We start from the raw sequence: 15,938 nt of genomic DNA, 5'->3' as shown, positions 1-15,938 counted from the left end.
TGCAGCGCGCGGGGGCGCTCAGTTGGTGATCTTGGCCGACGTGATCACGCCGTTCCAGCGCTTGCGGGTGTCGCGCAGCCAGTTGGCCGAGGCTTCCTGGCCCATGTCGGTGACCGCGTAGTCGTTGATGCGGTTGAACTCCGCCACTTCCGGCGACTTCATGGCGGCGGCGAGTTCACGCGTCAGCAGCTGCTGGATCTCCCTGGGCGTGTTGGCCGGCACGGCCATCACGTAGGCGAAGGTGGCATTGAACTGCGGCAGGCCCAGTTCGGCCACCGTGGGCACGTCGGGCGCCAGCGGCGAGCGCTGGGTGCCGGAGACCGCCAGCGGCTTGACCTTGCCCGCCTTGGCCTGCGGCCAGATGCCGCTGGTGACGGCGAACACGCTGTCGACCTGGCCGCTCATCACGTCCACCACCGAGGCGCCGGTGCCCTTGTACGGCACATGCACCATCTCCAGGCCGGCGGCGCCCAGGAACGCCGCCATGGTCAGGTGGCTGGGCGAACCGTTGCCACCGGAGGCGTAGGACATCTTGCTGGCCTTGGCGAGCTTCATGAACTCGGGCAGGTTGTTGGCCTTCACGTTGGGGCCCACGGCCAGCATCTGGCTGTAGGTGACCGGCACGCCGATCACGGCGAGGTCCTTGCTGACGTCGAAGGGCATCTTCTCGTACAGCGAGGGATTGACCGTGAAGGTCGAATCCAGCGCGAACAGCACCGTGTAGCCGTCGGCCGGTGCCTTGGCCACGACGTCGGTGCCGAGGTTGCCGCCGGCGCCCGGCTTGTTCTCGACCACCATCGGCTGCTTGAGCTTCAGCGACATCTGGTTGACCACCGCGCGGGCGAAGGCGTCCAGCGGGCCGGGCACGGTGGTGACCACCACCTTGATCGGCCTGTCGGGATATTGCTGCGCGAACGCCGGGGCGGCGGCCATCGTGGCCATTGCCGTCATCGCCAGCGCGCCAGCGAGCCTGTTCATCAGTTTCACGACCTGTTCCTTTTTCCATGATGGGCCTCGACGGGCCCGATTGCAAACTCTGCGGACGCCGTGCGTCCCTCGAAAACCGTGCGCGCGGTCATGCCAGCGCTTCCTCGTGCTGGAAGCTGAACCCGTCCGCGTAGATGTGTGCCGCGCTCGCGCCGCGCGCCAGGAAGCGCCGCTTGGCGTCGGCGATCATGGCGGGCGAGCCGCACAGGTAGACCGCGTGTTCCGACAGGTCCGACAGGTCCGGCAGGTCCTGCTCCACGGCGTCCTGCACATGGCCGCGCCGTCCCGTCCAGCCCGCATCGGCGCGCGAGAGCACTGGCACGAAGTTGAACTCGTACAGCCGCTCGCCCCAGCCGCGGATCTCGTCGGCAAGATAGAGGTCGGCCTCGGTGCGCATGCCCCAGTAGAGGGACACGGGCGGACAGTCGGCGTCGTCCATCAGCGCTTCCAGCATGCTCTTGAGCGGCGCCAGCCCGGTGCCGGTGGCCACCATCAGCAGCGGCCGGTAGTCCTGCGCGTGGTAGCGGAAGCCGCCCAGCGGGATCTCCACGTCCAGCCGGTCGCCGGCGCGCAGGCTGCGCAGCGCGCCGTCGGTGAAACGGCCGCCCGGCACCTGCCGCACGTGGAAGTCCACCCGGTTGCCCTGCGGCCGCGAGGCCATCGAGAAACTGCGGTGGCCGCCCTCGGGAAGCAGCACGTTCATGTACTGGCCGGGCAGGTACTCCAGCGGCTCGCTCTCGAGCTCCAGCTGCAGGTTGAGCACGTCCGGCGTGAACTGCCGCAGGACGCGCACCACGCCGCTGCGCCGCTGCGCCTGCGGCAGCGCGGCCGTCGGCACGCTGATGGCGAGGTCGCCGCAGGCGCGCGCCTGGCAGGCCAGGGCGAAGCCGGCCTGCGCCTCCTCCTCGGAGAGCGCCAGCGGCATCTCGTCGTAGCTGACGCTGCCCTCGGCCAGCCGGATGCGGCAGGCGCCGCAGCCGCCCAGCGTGCATTCGTGCGGCAGCTGCACGCCCTGGCGGGTGGCCGCTTCCAGCAGGGTCTCGTCGCGGCCGGCCTCGAAGGCGCAGCCGGTCTCGAGCACGAACACGCGGTGCTTCATTTCTTGATGTCGGCCTGGACCGTGACGTCGTAGCCCTGCACCTGCAGCAGGTCGGCCAGCGCCTGCAGGCCGGCCACGCCGCAGTGCGTGTCCTGCTCGCCGTTGCCACCCGACAGGCCGATGCCGCCCACCACCTCGCCGTTGACGACGATGGGGTAGCCACCGACGAAGGCGGCGAAGCGGCCCTCGAAGCTCAGCTGGATGCCGAAGGCCTCGTTCCCGGGCAGGGCCGGGCCGTCGGGCGCGCGGGTGAACAGGTGGGTGGAGCGCTTGTGGCCGCTGGCGGTGAAGGCCTTGTTCCAGGCGATCTGCGGGCCGGTGATGCGGGCGCCGTCCATGCGCTCGAGCACCAGGGGGTAGCCCCCCTCGTCGACGACGCACACGGTCTCCTTGACGCCGATCTGCTCGGCCTTCTGCAGCGCCGCTCGCGCCATGTGCCTGGCTTCTGCCAGTTCCAGTCGGATGGCCTTTTTCATGGTCCTTGGTTCTCTCTGTCTCGGTTGCGCTTCAGACGGCGCGGTACACGGTCTTGGTCTGGGTGAAGAATTCCAGGCCCACCCGGCCGGACTCGCGGAAGCCCGAGCCGGTGGAGGCCTTGTAGCCGCCGAAGGGCGCGTTGGTCAGGTTGCCGGTGGTGGTGCGGTTGACCTTCACGGTGCCGGACTGGATGTCGCGGCAGAACTCGTGCACGTAGCGCGGGTTGCGGGTGGCGATCGCGGCCGACAGGCCGTAGGGCGTGTCGTTGGCGATGGCGATGGCCTGCTGGTAGCTGTCCACCGTGATCACCGCCAGCACCGGCCCGAAGATCTCTTCCTGGGCGATGCGCGCTTGCGGCGAGACGTCGGTGAACACCGCCGGCTCGACGAACCAGCCGTGCTCGTGCGCCGGGCCGGTGAGGGCGCGGCCGCCGCACAGCAGCTTGCCTTCGGTCTTGCCGATCTCGATGTACGACAGCACCGTCTCGAACTGCTTGGCGGTGGCGAGCGGGCCGAGGTCGATGCCGGGCTCCAGGCCGTTGCCGATCTTGAGCGCCTGCACCCGCGCGAGCAGCTTGGCCAGGAAGGCCTCGCGCACCGGCTGCATGACGAGCACGCGGCTGGTGCCGGTGCAGGCCTGGCCGGTGAGCGACAGCCCGCCCTTGACCGCGAGGTCGGCCGCCGCGTCGAGGTCGGCGTCTTCCATCACGATCAGCGGGTTCTTGCCGCCCAGCTCCATCTGCGTGCGGGTGGTCATGGCCACGCTGCGGTGGATCTGCTCGCCGGCCGCGGTGGATCCGGTGAACGTGACCGCCTTGACCTCCGGCGCGCCGGTCAGCGCCGCACCGATCTCGCTGGCGCGGCCGGTGACGAAGTTCAAGACGCCGGGCGGCAGGCCGCCGGCGACCAGCGCCTCGGCCAGGCGCAGGCCTGTCAGCGGTGCGTCGGAGGAGGGCTTGAACACCACCGTGTTGCCGGTGATGAGCGCCGGTGCGATCTTGCGCGCGGGGATGGAGGCCGGGAAGTTCCAGGGCGCGATCACGGCGACCACGCCGAGCGGCTCGCGCTGGGTGTAGACCACCATGTCGGGGTCGTCGCAGGGGAAGGTCTCGCCGCTGTAGGTCTGGCCTTCCACCGCGTAGAAGCGCAGGGTCTGCGCGGTGCGCGCGATCTCGTCCTGCGCCAGCGCCAGCGGCTTGCCCATCTCCTGCGTCAGTTCGCAGGCGAACTGGGCGGCGTTCTGCTCCAGGTACGCGGCCGCCTTGTTCAGGACCTGGGCGCGCTTGCCGGGCGCCATCGCACGCCAGGCCGGAAAGGCCTTGGCGGCGGCCGCCACCGCGGCGCGCGCATCCTCGGCGCCGCCGGCGGCGAAGCGGCCCACCAGCTCGCGGCGGTCGGCCGGGTTGCGGCTCTCGAAGGTCTGGCCTGAGGCGGCGGCGACCCACTCGCCGCCGACCAGGTTGCGGTAGGTCTCGCTCATGCCAGCACCGGCTCGGGCTTCCTGTCGGCCGCCATCAGGTCGGCCAGCGGCAGGTCCTGCGCGACGTAGTCGTTGTACAGGGCGGTGGTGTACAGCAGGCGCATCTGGGCGCCGATCTCGCAGATCTTCAGACAGCGCTGCTGCAGTTCCACGGTGGTGGCGTGCTGCAGCACGATCTGGTAGCCGCGCTCGCCGTGGATCTCGTCGGAGACGATGTGCAGGTCGAAGAACTCGACTTCCTCGTCGCTGAACTTGTACTTGTCGCGCAGCGTCGGGGTCTGCTTGCGGTAGATCGACGGCACCTGGGACTCCAGGCCCACCACCAGGCCGGCCACGGCCACCACCGGGTCCTCGCGCATGGCGACGGCGTAGCACCAGCTTTGCAGGCCGCGGGTGGTGGCGGACATGTTGTCCGGGCTGACCACGCGCTCGCGGGTGGTGCCGCAGGCCTCGGCGAAGCGGATCAGGAGGTCGGTGTGGCGGTCGCCGCCGATCTCTTCCTCGTACATGTTGGACAGCAGGAAGTCCTTGGCCTCGGTCATGGTGTCCGGCGTGCGGGCGTAGATGTAGCCCAGGTAGTCGGCGAACGGCCCGACGTAGTGGTAGTGGTTCTCGGCCCAGCGGGCGAGGTGGGCGCGGCTGAGCTTGCCGGTGGCCCACGCGATGCTGAAGGGCGACTTGTTGGCGCTCTTGCCTTGGATGGCTTGTTCGAGGGCGGTCCGGAACTGGTCGCGGTCCATGAGTGCGGGCATTGCGTTCATCTCCAAAGGAAGGCCCGGGAATCGGGCAGGTGGGATACTGTATTCTATGAGTGCCGACGGAAAACTAGTACTAACCCCTAGGCAATCACTCGGAATGGGGTGTGCGAGCGCGATCTCAAACGGTATACTGTAGCCCAAGACAGATTCACGAGCGCAACCATGCCCATAGTCACCTTCCACAAGAACGGCACCACGGTGCGCGACGAGGTCAAGCCCAACACCAACCTGGTGGTGCGGGCCGGCATCAAGCAGTTCCCCTATCCCGAGCTCAGCTTCCAGTGCGGCATGGGCAAGTGCGCCACCTGCGCCTGCAAGGTGCTGGCCGGCGGCGAGCACCTGCCGCCGCCCAACTGGAAGGAAAAGAAGCAGCTGGGCGAGCGGCTGGAGCAGGGGTTCCGCCTGGTCTGCCAGCTCTGGCTCGAGCACGACATCGAGTTGCTGCAGGAACCGGCAGCCGCCTGAAGGAGTCCAGATCCATGTTCGTCATCCTCACCAGCAAGCCCGGCCAGTACCGCAGCGAACCCGGCGCCGGCATGCAGCCGCGCGAGCGCTACGACTACCTGCTCTGTGGCCGCCTGCGCGCGCGCTTCGTGGTCGCGGAACTGCAGGGCGCCTCGCGCGTGCGCATCGTCGACGAGGCCGACGCATCGTCGGTCAACGAGGTGCCCAGCAAGTTCCTGCCCACCTTCGAACGCATCGAGCAGGCGCGCAGCGAGCTCGAGAACCTGGTGCGCTTCGGCGACCTCGACGCCCGCCTGGTACGCGAGGAGGTGCCGGCGGCCCCCGTGGCGCCGGCCGCGCCGGCCAAGGTGCGCATCACCTTCCTCAACAACAACGAGCGCCAGGTCAGCGCGCCGGCCAACAGCAGCCTGCTGCGGATCTCGCTGCGCGAGCAGGGCGGCATTCCCTTCAAGTGCGGCGGCGGCGTCTGCGGCACCTGCAAGTGCCGCATCGTGCTGGGCCGCGAGAACACCGACGCCGTCAAGCCCAAGGAGCGCAAGCACCTGGACGAGGCGCAGCTGGCGCAGGGCTATCGCCTGGCCTGCCAGACCTTCGTGCACGGCGACATCGCGGTGGCGTGGTGACCGCCGCGGTCTGGCTGCAGGGTCACTGGCCGGCCGGCCTGGGCGCCGGCCGCTATGCCGCCATGGGCGCCATGGTGTTCGGCGGCGCCTGCCTGCAGGGGATCGGCGGGCTGGGCTTCGCGATGTTCTGCGCGCCCCTGGCGCTGCTGCTGTTCCCCGAGCTGGTGCCCGGGCCGCTGCTGGCGCTGGGCTGCCCGCTGGCGCTGCTGGCCATGGTGCGCGAATTCCGCGCCATCGAGTGGTCCACCGCCGGCTATGCCCTGGCCGGACGCGCCGGCGGTGCGCTGCTCGCCACGGCGGTGTTGCAGCTGGCTTCGCCGGCCACCTTGTCGGTGCTGTTCGCGCTGCTGATCCTCACCGGCGTGGGCCTGAGCCTGCGCGGATGGCGCGTCCGGGCGACGCCGGTGGCCAGCGGCACCGCGGGATTCGCCTCCGGCCTCATGGGCACCATCACCTCGGCCGGCGCGCCGCCGCTGGCCATCGCGATGCAGAACCTGCCGCCCGCGCCGCTGCGCGCGACGCTGGGCTGCATCTTCTTCCTCGGCTCCGCGATCTCGCTGGCGGCGCTGCAGGCCGCCGGCCGCGTGAGCGGCGGCGAGCTCCTGGTGGGCCTGCTGCTCATCCCCTGGATGCTGGCAGGATTCGCCGTCTCCGGGCCGCTCTCGACGCGCATCTCCGCGCGCGGCCTGCGCAGCGGGCTGCTGACGCTCGCGTCCCTGAGTGCTCTGGCCGTGCTGGCGCAGGCCTTCTTCCACGTCTAGTTCCCGAACCCATGCTCCACATCACCGACGCCATGATCGACACCGCCGTGACCCCGGCGGACGCGCAGCAAGTGCTGCTGGCGGCCTTTCGCAGCTTCGCCGAGGGCCGCGCCGCCATGCAGGAGCGCATCCGTACCGAGGCCGGCGGCGTCAAGATCTCCACCATGGGGGCCGTGCTGCCCGACCAGGGCCATGCGGGCGCCAAGGTCTACAGCACCATCGCCGGTCAGTTCAACTTCGTGATCCAGTTGTTCTCGACGCGCGACGGCCGCCCGCTGGCCACGCTGGAGGCCAATGCGATCACGCGGCTGCGCACCGCGGCCGGATCGGTGATCGCCGCGCGCCACCTGGCGCGGCCGCAGGTGCGCCGGCTCGCCATTTTCGGCGCCGGCGTCCAGGGGCGCGCCCACGCCCTGCAGTTCGCGCAGGCGCACGACCTGCAGGAGATCCGCGTGGTCGACCCCTTCGCTCCCGCCGACACGGCGGCGCAGCTGCAGGCGCAGTGCGGCGTGCCGGTGCGCATGACCGACGCGGCCGGCGCGCTGGCCGATGCGGACGTGGTGGTGACCGCCTCGCGCGCCACCGAGCCGCTGTTCGCCGGCGCGCAGCTGCCGGCCGGTTGCTTCGTGGCCGCCATCGGCTCCAGCCTGCCGCACACGCGCGAACTGGACGATGCCGCGCTCGAGCGCGCCAGCTGCATCGTGGTGGACTGGGGGCCGCAGACGCTGCGCGAATCCGGTGACCTGCAGCGCGCCCGGCCGGACGTGCTGGCCGGCAAGGTGGCGGAGTTCGCCGACCTGGTGAGCGGCCGCCACCCGGGGCGCCGCGGGCCGGACGACATCACGGTCTACAAGGCCGTGGGCGTGGGCCTGCAGGACATCGCCCTGGCCGGTCTGGCGTACGAGCGCGTCGTCGCCGGGCGTTAGCCTGCCGCGGCCTGCCGGCCGCAGCCCCCCAGTTCCAGATCAGTATCCTGGGGCGCGATCCCCAGGCCTCGGACGCCTGCGGCCGTGAGAGGCCTCAGGCGGTCGGCTGCATCTGCGCCGCGCTGTACACGTGACGCGTGGCAAGCAGCGCGGCCAGCTCGGTATCGCCGGCGATGACGGCGCGCAGGATGGCGGCGTGATCTTCCCAGTTCTGCTTGCCCTGGTTCCGGTTGAGCGGCGCGAACAGCAGCGCCGTGCGATCGCGCAGCGACCGCATGATGTCGCGCAGGATCGAGTTGGACGCGATGTTGGCCAGCGCGTCGTGGAAGCGCTCGTTGAGACGGATCAGCACCACGGGGTCGCCGCCGTCGGCGAGCCGCACGCCCTCCGACAGGATGGCCTGCAACTCGGCGATCTTGGCCGGGTCGTGGCGGCGCGCCGCCAGCTTGGCATTGAGGCCTTCCAGCGTCGCCCGCACCTCGACCAGCTCGCGCACCTGTTCCGCGTTGAACTGCGTGACGGTGGCGCCGCGGCGCGGCTCGATGGTGACGATGCCCTCCGCAGCCAGCTGGCGCAGGGCCTCGCGCACCGGCATCCGCGACACGCCGAGCTCGTCGGACAAGCGGCCCTCCACCAGGCGATCGCCGGCGGCCACCGTGCCGGACAGGATGCGCTCGCGCAGCTTGTCGACCACCAGCCGCGTGAGGGGCGAGTGGCTCTCGCCCAACCGGCGCTCCGGCAACCCCAGGGGGTTGGCTTCCATCGCGGCGTTCAGGGCTTGCGGGACTTCGTCGTTCATCGGGGCACTCACTTGCTGCCGGGCTCACTTCCCGTGCTGATGCTGGATATTGTATTCCGCACGACGACGGCCACGTGGGATTCGAGCCCTTCCGCCACCATGGTTGGGCGTGCATGCGACACCGGCGCCAAGGGCAGAGGAATCCGGCGGTTGTATACAACCGGACGGACCAGCCGGTCGAGCACGCGGCAGCCGGACGGGTTCCATGCGTGCGGGTGGCGAACGGGCTGCTGCTTGGTTGGTTGCTGGGGGGACCCGCTGCGGAGGAGGCTGGCGCCCCCGACAGGAATCGAACCTGTATCTAGCGCTTAGGAGGCGCTCGTTCTATCCATTGAACTACGGCGGCTGCGAGTGGGCGCCATTGTATGGCGCCCACTCGCAGCCGCCGTTCCGGCCGGACTGCCTGCACCTCCCGTCCGGCCTCCCTCCTCCGGGCGGGGCGAGGGGAAGAGCGCCGCGGGGCGATCGATGCCGAGCCCTACTTCGACAGCAGCCGCATGGCCTCCTCGAGGCCCTTGATGGTGAGCGGGTACATGCGGCCGTTCATCAGCTGCTGCATGACGCTGATGCTCTGGCGGTACTGCCAGACGCCGTGCGGCTCGGGGTTGATCCAGGCGAACTTGGGGAAGGCGTTGGTCAGGCGCTGGATCCATTCGGCGCCGGCTTCCTCGTTGTTGTATTCGACGCTGCCGCCCGGCTGCAGGATCTCGTAGGGGCTCATCGTCGCGTCGCCGACGAACACCAGCTTGTAGTCCTTGTTGTACTTGCGGATGATGTCCCAGGTCGGGAACTTCTCGCTGAAGCGCCGGCGGTTGTTCTTCCACATGAAGTCGTAGACGCAGTTGTGGAAGTAATAGAACTCCAGGTGCTTGAACTCCGCCTTGGCGGCCGAGAACATCTCCTCGACGCGGCCGATGTGCTCGTCCATCGTGCCGCCCACGTCCATCAGCAGCAGCACCTTCACGTTGTTGTGCCGCTCGGGCACCATCTTGATGTCGAGGTAGCCGGCGTTGGCCGCGGTCGACCGGATGGTGTCGTCCAGATCCAGCTCCTCCTCGGCGCCCTGGCGCGCGAACTTGCGCAGCCGCCGCAGCGCGACCTTGATGTTGCGCGTGCCCAGTTCCTGGCTGTCGTCGTAGTCCTTGTAGGCGCGCTGGTCCCACACCTTCACGGCGCTGCGGTTGCGGCCCTTGTCCTGGCCGATGCGGATGCCCTGCGGGTTGTAGCCGTAGGCGCCGAAGGGCGAGGTGCCGCCGGTGCCGATCATCTTGCTGCCGCCCTCGTGCCGGTCCTTCTGCTCCTCGAAGCGCTTCTTCAGCGTCTCCATCAGCTCGTCCCAGCCCATCTTCTCGATCTTCGCCTTCTCCTCCGGCGACAGCTCGAGCTCCAGGTTCTTGCGCAGCCACTCCAGCGGGATGTCCTTGCTGAAGTCGGCCAGCATCTCCACGCCCTTGAAGTAGGCCGCGAAGGCGCGGTCGAACTTGTCGTAGTGCTTCTCGTCCTTGACCAGGGCCGTGCGCGCCAGGTAGTAGAAGTCGTCCAGGCTCCAGGCGCCCTCGCTGGTGGGGCCGACCACGCCGGCCTGCACCGCCTCCAGCAGCACCAGGTACTCCTTGACCGAGACCGGCAGCTTGGCGCTGCGCAGCGTGTAGAAGAAGTCGATCAGCATGTCGGACCTCCGGGGTCAGTCGCGCGGCCGGGCCAGCAGGTCCTGCAGGTGCGCCTTCACCTCCGGCCATTCGCCGGCCGCCAGGCTGTACATCACCGTGTCGCGCACGGTGCCGTCGCGCCGCAGCGCGTGGTGCCGCAGCACGCCGTCGCGGCGGGCGCCGAGCCGCTCGATGGCCCGCTGGCTGCGGAAGTTGAAGTTGTCGGTGCGCCAGCCCACCAGCCTTGCGCCCAGCGACTCGAAGGCATGCGTGAGCAGCAGCAGCTTGCAGGTGGTGTTGACGGCGGTGCGCTGGGCCCGCCGGGCGTACCAGGTGTAGCCGATCTCCAGCCGCTCCACGGCCGGCACGATGTCGTGGTAGCGCGTGGTGCCCAGCACGGTGCCGTCGGCATCGAGCACCGCGAACGGCAGCATGTGGCCGTCGGCCTGGCCGCGCAGCGCGGCCTCGACATAGGCGGCGGTCTCGCCCGGTGCCGGCACGCTGGTGACGCGCACGGTCCACAGCTGGCCGTCGGCGGCGGCGGCCTCCAGGCCGGCCACGTGCCCGTGCGCCAGCGGCACCAGCCGCACCGGGCCGGTCGCAAGGGTGGTGGGTTCGGGCTTGCGCATGGGTCAGCCCTGCCGGCGGCGGCCGGCGCGCCAGCGCCGCGCCAGGTGCAGGCCGGCGCCACCGCCGATGCCCACCAGCGCGATGCCGGCCACGGTGCCGGCGGCATAGCCGGGCGCCAGCGGATCGAGGCCGAGCAGGTGGGCGAGGGCATAGCCCAGCCCGGCACCGGCGACGAACCCGATGGCGTCGGACAGGCCTTCGAGCAGCAGCGGGTTCATGGCGGCGTCAGCGGTTGTTGCGCTGCATGAACACCAGCTTCTCGAACAGGGTGACGTCCTGCTCGTTCTTCAGCAGCGCGCCCACCAGCGGCGGCACCGCCACCTTGTCGTCCTTGCTTTGCAGGGCGTCCAGCGGGATGTCCTCGGCCACCAGCAGCTTGAGCCAGTCGAGCAGCTCGGAGGTGCTGGGCTTCTTCTTCAGCCCGGGCAGGTTGCGCACGTCGTAGAAGGTCTTCATCGCCGCCGTGAGCAGCTCCTTCTTCAGGTCCGGGAAGTGCACGCCCACGATCTGCCGCATGGTGTCGGCGTCCGGGAACTTGATGTAGTGGAAGAAGCAGCGGCGCAGGAAGGCGTCGGGCAGCTCCTTCTCGTTGTTGGAGGTGATGAACACCAGCGGCCGGTGCTTCGCCTTGACCAGCTCGCGCGTCTCGTAGACGTAGAACTCCATCCGGTCCAGCTCGCGCAGCAGGTCGTTGGGGAATTCGATGTCGGCCTTGTCGATCTCGTCGATCAGCAGCGCCACCGGCTGGTCGGCCGTGAAGGCCTGCCACAGCACGCCCTTGACGATGTAGTTGTGGATGTCCTTGACCTTCTCGTCACCGAGCTGCGAATCGCGCAGGCGCGACACCGCGTCGTATTCGTACAGGCCCTGCTGCGCCTTGGTGGTCGACTTGATGTGCCACTGCAGCAGCGGCAGGTCCAGCGACTGCGCCACTTCCTCGGCCAGCATCGTCTTGCCGGTGCCGGGCTCCCCTTTCACCAGCAGCGGGCGCTTGAGCGTGATGGCCGCGTTGACCGCCAGCATCAGGTCCTGGGTGGCGACGTAGTTCTGGGAGCCTTGGAATTTCATGACGGGAGGGGTGGGGTGCCGGGCCGCTGAGGTGCCAGCCCTATAATCATCGGTTGATCCGGAAAACGCTCGTCGATTGTGCGCGCAAAATGAACAAGTTGCTGTCCACGCTTTTCGCCCTCGCTGTCGCTTCTGCGACGGGTTTCGCGCACGCGCAAGCCGCCCCGGCCGCGCCCGCATCGGCGGCCCAGCCTGCCGCGGCAGCCGCCAAGCCCGCTGCACCCACGAGCCCCGCGTCCCTGCAGGCCAAGGTCGCGATGTGCCTGGGCTGCCACAACATCGTGGGCTACCAGGCCAGCTTCCCCGAGGTGCACAAGGTGCCCAAGCTTGGCGGCCAGTCGGCCGGTTATATCGAGGCGGCGCTCAACGCGTACAAGGGCGGTGAGCGCAAGCACCCGACCATGCGCGGCATCGCCGATGCCCTGAGCGACCAGGACATCAAGGACATCGCCGTCCACTATTCCAAGCAGGGCCAGGGCGAAGGCCAGGCGGCCGCCGCCGACAAGCCCAGCCGCGAACCCAGCCCGCAGGTCGCCGCCCTGCTGCAGAAGGCCGCCTGCGCCTCCTGCCACGGCGCCAACCTGTCCAAGCCGATCGCGCCCAACTACCCCAAGATCGCCGGCCAGCACAGCGACTACCTGTTCGTCGCGCTCAAGGCCTACAAGACCGACAACAACGCCGCCGTCGGCCGCAGCAACGGCGTCATGGGCGCCATCGCCAAGCAGTTCAGCAACGCCGAACTGAAGGCCCTGGCCCAGTACGTCGGCTCGCTCGAAGGCGACCTGAAGACGGTGCCGGAAAGCCGGTTCCACGGCGCCAGCCACTGAGCCGCCGCGCTCCAGAAAAAAGGCCCGCTGATGCGGGCCTTTTTCTTTGTGGCGGGAGCAGGTCAGGACCTGGTGGCGCGGCGCTGCACGCAGTCGATGTAGGCCTGGCCGTCGGGCGGGCGGCCGCTGCGCTGGCTGTCCCACAGCATCTGGCCCAGGCACTCCATGGCCTCGTGGTGGGCGTCGTGCAACGAGCTGCGCCGGGCCGCCAGCAGCTCCACCGCCTGCCGGATGCCGCGCGGCTGGTCGATCGAGCACTGCTCGCTGATCGACAGGTGCATCGCCAGGTGCAGGAAGGGATTGTTGCGGCCGTCGCTGCCGTCGTACGCGCGCGCCACCGCGGCGTCGGCGTCGGCCAGGTCGGGGTCGTATTCGGGATGCTCGGCCAGCCACTGGCTGGCCAGCGTTTCGAGGGCGTCCAGCGGCTGGCCGGCCCGGGTCTTGGCGTGCACGCCGCAGAAGAAGCGGCGGACGTCGTCCTGCGAGGGATTGAACATGGCGGCCAGCGTAGCACCGCCGGCCCGGCCCTCAGCGCGGCGGGGGGACCTTGCCGCGCGATTGCGGCGCGACGAGGAAGTCGAAGTCGGCACCGCGGTCGGCCTGCAGCACCGAGTCGAGGAACAGCTTGCGGTAGCCGCGCTCGGCGGTCGGCGGCGTGACCGGCGCGGCGGCCCGGCGCGCCGCCAGTTCCGCCTCGTCGACCAGCAGCGACAGCTCGCGCCGCGCCAGGCTGACGCGGATGCGGTCGCCGCTGCGCACCCAGGCCAGCGGCCCGCCGACGGCCGCCTCCGGCGTGACGTGCAGCACGATGGAGCCGAATGCGGTGCCGCTCATGCGGCCGTCGCTGATGCGCAGCATGTCCTTGACGCCCTGGCGCGCCAGCTTGGACGGGATCGGCAGGTAGCCGGCCTCGGGCATGCCCGGGTGGCCCTTGGGCCCGATGCGCTTGAGCACCAGCACGTCGTCGGCGGCGACGTCCAGCGCCGGATCGTCGATGCGGGCGGCCAGGTCGGCGGCGTCCTCGAACACCACGGCTCGGCCCTCGTGCTCCATCAGGCGCGGGTCGGCGGCCGACTGCTTGACGATGGCGCCGCCCGGCGCCAGGTTGCCCCACAGCACCGCCACGCTGCCCTGCGGATGGATCGGGTCGGCCAGCGGCCGCACCACGGTCTGCGCGAAGCCGGGGCCCTGCGCCTCCAGTTCCTCGCCCAGCGTGCGGCCGGTGACGGTGAGCGCGTCCAGGTGCAGCAGGGGCTTGAGCGCCCGCAGCAGCGTGGCCATGCCGCCGGCGGCGTGGAAGTCCTCCATGTAGTGGTCGCCGCTCGGCTTGAGGTCCAGCAGCACCGGCGTCTCGCGGCCCAGGCGGTCCAACCCGTTCAGGTCGAGTTCGTAGCCCAGGCGGCCGGCGATCGCGGCCATGTGGACGATGGCGTTGGTCGAGCCGCCGATGGCCAGCAGCACCCGCAGCGCGTTCTCGAACGCCTGCGGGGTGAGGATGCGGTCGATGGTCAGTTGCTGGCGGGCGACCTGCACCGCGATGCGGCCGGTCTCCTCGGCCACCCGCATGCGGTCGGCGGTGACGGCCGGCGGCGAGGCGCCGCCGGGCACCGTGAGGCCCAGCGCCTCGGCGATGCAGGCCATGGTGCTGGCCGTGCCCATCACCGAGCAGGTGCCGACGCTGGCCACCAGCTGGTCGTTCACGTCGGCGATCTCGGCCTGGTCGATCTCCTGGGCGCGGAACCGGGCCCAGTAGCGGCGGCAGTCGGTGCAGGCACCCACCCGCTGGCCGCGGTGCGAGCCGGTCAGCATGGAGCCGGTGATCAGCTGCACCGCCGGCAGCCCGGCCGAGGCGGCCCCCATCAGCTGGGCCGGCACGGTCTTGTCGCAGCCGCCGACCAGCACCACCGCATCCATCGGCTGCGCGCGCACCAGTTCCTCGGTGTCGATCGCCATCAGGTTGCGCAGGTACATGCTGGTCGGCGCGGCGAAGCTCTCGTGCAGCGACACGGTCGGGAACTCCATCGGCAGCCCGCCGGCCAGCTGGATGCCGCGCTTGAGCGCCTCCAGCAGCTGCGGCATGTTGCCGTGGCAGGGGTTGTAGGCGCTGCCGGTGGCGGTGATGCCGATCACCGGCCGGTCGAGCGTGGCGTCGGTGTAGCCGGCGCCCTTGATGAAGGCCTTGCGCAGGAACAGCGAGAAGCCCTCGTCGCCGTAGCTGGTCAGGCCCTTGCGCATGCCGGTGGGCGGGCTGGGCGGTGGGGTCGTTGATCGATCGCTCATCAGGCGGCACTCGTGGTCGGGCCCCGATCATGCCCCCGCGGCAAGGGCCCGGGGTGCTGGTTAATCAGGAGGCGCCGCCGGCGGACGGGGCAGAGAATGGCCCGGCACCCCGACGCAGGGTGCGCCGACGAACGAACCGGAGACAACGAAAGTGAACATTTTCAGATCGGCCGTCCTGGCCCTGTGCGCCGCCTTCAGCGTCGCCGCCTTCGCGCAGAACATCTCCATCGCCACCGGCGGCACCGGCGGCGTCTACTACCCGATGGGGGGAGGGATGGCGGCGGTGCTGTCCAAGTACGTGCCCGGCATGCAGGCCACCGCGGAAGTCACCGGCGGCTCGGTCGACAACCTCAAGCTCATCGGCAGCGGCAAGCCCTATGTCGGCTTCTCCATGACCGACGCCGCGCAGGACGCCTTCAAGGGCGAGGACAAGTTCAAGGGCCAGAAGGTGCCGCTGCGCACGCTCATGGTCCTGTACCCGAACCGCATGCACGTGGTCAGCGTCGAGGGCAAGGGCGTCGCGAAGTTCGCTGACCTCAAGGGCAAGCGCGTGTCCACCGGCTCGCCCGGCAGCGCCACCGAGGTCATGGCGTTCCGCCTGATCGAGGCGGCCGGCCTGGACAAGGACAAGGACATGAAGCGCGAGCGCCTGGGCGCCGCCGAATCGGTCAACGCGCTCAAGGACGGCAAGATCGACGCCTTCTTCTGGGTCGGCGGCCTGCCCACCGCCGCGGTGTCCGACCTGGCCAACTCGCCGGGCAACAAGATCCGGATGATCGACCACGCCGACCTGGTGGCCAAGATGAACAAGAAGTACGGCAACCTCTACGTCGAGGACGCCATCCCCAAGGACACCTACAAGGGCATGGAGGCCGACAACAAGCAGGCCACGGTGCAGAACATCCTGGTGGTCAACGAGAACATGGACGACAAGACGGCCTACAACATCGTCAAGGCCATCTTCGACAAGAAGCCCGAGATCGTGGCCGTCCACAAGGAGGCCGAGAACTTCAAGCTGGAGAACCAGAGGAAGGAAGCCAGCCCCGTGCCCTGGCATCCGGGCGCGGTGAAGTACTTCGCCGAAAAGGGCGTCAAGCTCAACTGACCCCG

Annotated in this window: 18 protein-coding genes and 1 tRNA gene; 6 read left to right on the top strand and 13 right to left on the bottom strand. The window is 69.7% G+C overall.

Features of this window, described 5'->3' with window-relative positions; genetic code table 11:
• Window positions 1-18 precede the first annotated feature (18 nt).
• From GON04_RS11985 to GON04_RS11965, 5 genes are all read right to left on the bottom strand, one after another.
• Window positions 19-978, bottom strand: a complete 960-nt coding sequence (locus GON04_RS11985) for a Bug family tripartite tricarboxylate transporter substrate binding protein (protein WP_157398079.1) — start codon at window positions 976-978, stop codon at window positions 19-21.
• A gap of 97 nt (window positions 979-1,075) precedes the next feature.
• Window positions 1,076-2,086, bottom strand: coding sequence for a 2Fe-2S iron-sulfur cluster-binding protein (locus tag GON04_RS11980; protein ID WP_157398078.1), 1,011 nt, complete (start codon window positions 2,084-2,086; stop codon window positions 1,076-1,078).
• Window positions 2,083-2,562: a GlcG/HbpS family heme-binding protein gene (locus GON04_RS11975; protein WP_157398077.1), complete on the bottom strand. Its 480-nt coding sequence runs from the start codon at window positions 2,560-2,562 to the stop codon at window positions 2,083-2,085. The genes GON04_RS11980 and GON04_RS11975 overlap by 4 nt, the downstream gene beginning before the upstream one ends.
• Before the next feature lie 31 nt (window positions 2,563-2,593).
• Window positions 2,594-4,042 carry an aldehyde dehydrogenase family protein gene (locus tag GON04_RS11970; RefSeq protein ID WP_157398076.1) on the bottom strand — a complete coding sequence of 483 codons (1,449 nt, stop codon included), beginning with the start codon at window positions 4,040-4,042 and terminating at the stop codon, window positions 2,594-2,596.
• Window positions 4,039-4,794: an iron-containing redox enzyme family protein gene (locus GON04_RS11965; protein WP_157398075.1), complete on the bottom strand. Its 756-nt coding sequence runs from the start codon at window positions 4,792-4,794 to the stop codon at window positions 4,039-4,041. Before GON04_RS11965 ends, GON04_RS11970 begins: the two co-directional genes overlap by 4 nt.
• Window positions 4,795-4,962: 168 nt before the next feature.
• Here GON04_RS11965 and GON04_RS11960 point away from each other — a divergent pair, with 168 nt between their 5' ends.
• From GON04_RS11960 to GON04_RS11945, 4 genes are read left to right on the top strand one after another with little or no spacing between them, the layout of a single operon-like run.
• Window positions 4,963-5,265, top strand: a complete 303-nt coding sequence (locus tag GON04_RS11960) for a 2Fe-2S iron-sulfur cluster-binding protein (RefSeq protein ID WP_157398074.1) — start codon at window positions 4,963-4,965, stop codon at window positions 5,263-5,265.
• Between the two features lie 14 nt (window positions 5,266-5,279).
• Entirely contained in the window at window positions 5,280-5,888 is a 609-nt protein-coding gene (locus GON04_RS27255) for a 2Fe-2S iron-sulfur cluster-binding protein (RefSeq protein ID WP_370530045.1), read from the top strand.
• A complete protein-coding gene (locus GON04_RS11950) occupies window positions 5,885-6,649 on the top strand; it encodes a sulfite exporter TauE/SafE family protein (RefSeq protein ID WP_338050940.1) in 765 nt (254 codons plus the stop codon). The genes GON04_RS27255 and GON04_RS11950 overlap by 4 nt, the downstream gene beginning before the upstream one ends.
• A gap of 11 nt (window positions 6,650-6,660) precedes the next feature.
• Window positions 6,661-7,575 (top strand): ornithine cyclodeaminase family protein, encoded by a 915-nt coding sequence (locus GON04_RS11945; RefSeq protein WP_157398073.1) that lies wholly within the window; start codon window positions 6,661-6,663, stop codon window positions 7,573-7,575.
• Window positions 7,576-7,669: 94 nt separating this feature from the next.
• Here GON04_RS11945 and GON04_RS11940 read toward each other — a convergent pair whose 3' ends face one another.
• The 6 genes from GON04_RS11940 to GON04_RS11915 form a co-directional block, all read right to left on the bottom strand.
• Window positions 7,670-8,374, bottom strand: coding sequence for a GntR family transcriptional regulator (locus GON04_RS11940; RefSeq protein WP_370530044.1), 705 nt, complete (start codon window positions 8,372-8,374; stop codon window positions 7,670-7,672).
• Window positions 8,375-8,645: 271 nt separating this feature from the next.
• Window positions 8,646-8,720 (bottom strand) — tRNA-Arg (locus tag GON04_RS11935).
• A 132-nt stretch (window positions 8,721-8,852) separates the two neighbouring features.
• On the bottom strand, window positions 8,853-10,043 hold the full coding sequence (locus tag GON04_RS11930; RefSeq protein WP_157398072.1) for a vWA domain-containing protein: 1,191 nt from the start codon (window positions 10,041-10,043) through the stop codon (window positions 8,853-8,855).
• Between the two features lie 15 nt (window positions 10,044-10,058).
• On the bottom strand, window positions 10,059-10,652 hold the full coding sequence (locus tag GON04_RS11925) for a GNAT family N-acetyltransferase (protein WP_157398071.1): 594 nt from the start codon (window positions 10,650-10,652) through the stop codon (window positions 10,059-10,061).
• A gap of 3 nt (window positions 10,653-10,655) precedes the next feature.
• The gene (locus GON04_RS11920) at window positions 10,656-10,871 is read right to left on the bottom strand and encodes a hypothetical protein (RefSeq protein ID WP_157398070.1); all 216 of its coding nucleotides are present in this window, start codon (window positions 10,869-10,871) and stop codon (window positions 10,656-10,658) included.
• Between the two features lie 7 nt (window positions 10,872-10,878).
• The gene (locus GON04_RS11915) at window positions 10,879-11,721 is read right to left on the bottom strand and encodes an AAA family ATPase (RefSeq protein ID WP_157398069.1); all 843 of its coding nucleotides are present in this window, start codon (window positions 11,719-11,721) and stop codon (window positions 10,879-10,881) included.
• Between the two features lie 89 nt (window positions 11,722-11,810).
• On the opposite strand from GON04_RS11915, the gene GON04_RS11910 reads away from it, so the two are divergent.
• Entirely contained in the window at window positions 11,811-12,548 is a 738-nt protein-coding gene (locus GON04_RS11910; protein ID WP_157398068.1) for a c-type cytochrome, read from the top strand.
• A 62-nt stretch (window positions 12,549-12,610) separates the two neighbouring features.
• Here GON04_RS11910 and GON04_RS11905 read toward each other — a convergent pair whose 3' ends face one another.
• Both GON04_RS11905 and GON04_RS11900 read right to left on the bottom strand, forming a co-directional pair.
• On the bottom strand, window positions 12,611-13,045 hold the full coding sequence (locus tag GON04_RS11905; RefSeq protein ID WP_157398067.1) for a DUF1841 family protein: 435 nt from the start codon (window positions 13,043-13,045) through the stop codon (window positions 12,611-12,613).
• Window positions 13,046-13,076: 31 nt separating this feature from the next.
• Window positions 13,077-14,828, bottom strand: coding sequence for an IlvD/Edd family dehydratase (locus tag GON04_RS11900; protein WP_157398066.1), 1,752 nt, complete (start codon window positions 14,826-14,828; stop codon window positions 13,077-13,079).
• A 151-nt stretch (window positions 14,829-14,979) separates the two neighbouring features.
• Here GON04_RS11900 and GON04_RS11895 point away from each other — a divergent pair, with 151 nt between their 5' ends.
• Window positions 14,980-15,933, top strand: coding sequence for a TAXI family TRAP transporter solute-binding subunit (locus GON04_RS11895; protein ID WP_181654010.1), 954 nt, complete (start codon window positions 14,980-14,982; stop codon window positions 15,931-15,933).
• The last annotated feature ends 5 nt before the right edge of the window (window positions 15,934-15,938 follow it).

The sequence above is a fragment of the Ramlibacter pinisoli genome, from assembly GCF_009758015.1.
In the GTDB taxonomy this organism is placed as follows: domain Bacteria; phylum Pseudomonadota; class Gammaproteobacteria; order Burkholderiales; family Burkholderiaceae_C; genus Ramlibacter; species Ramlibacter pinisoli.
This window is presented reverse-complemented; position numbering and strand designations above follow the sequence as displayed.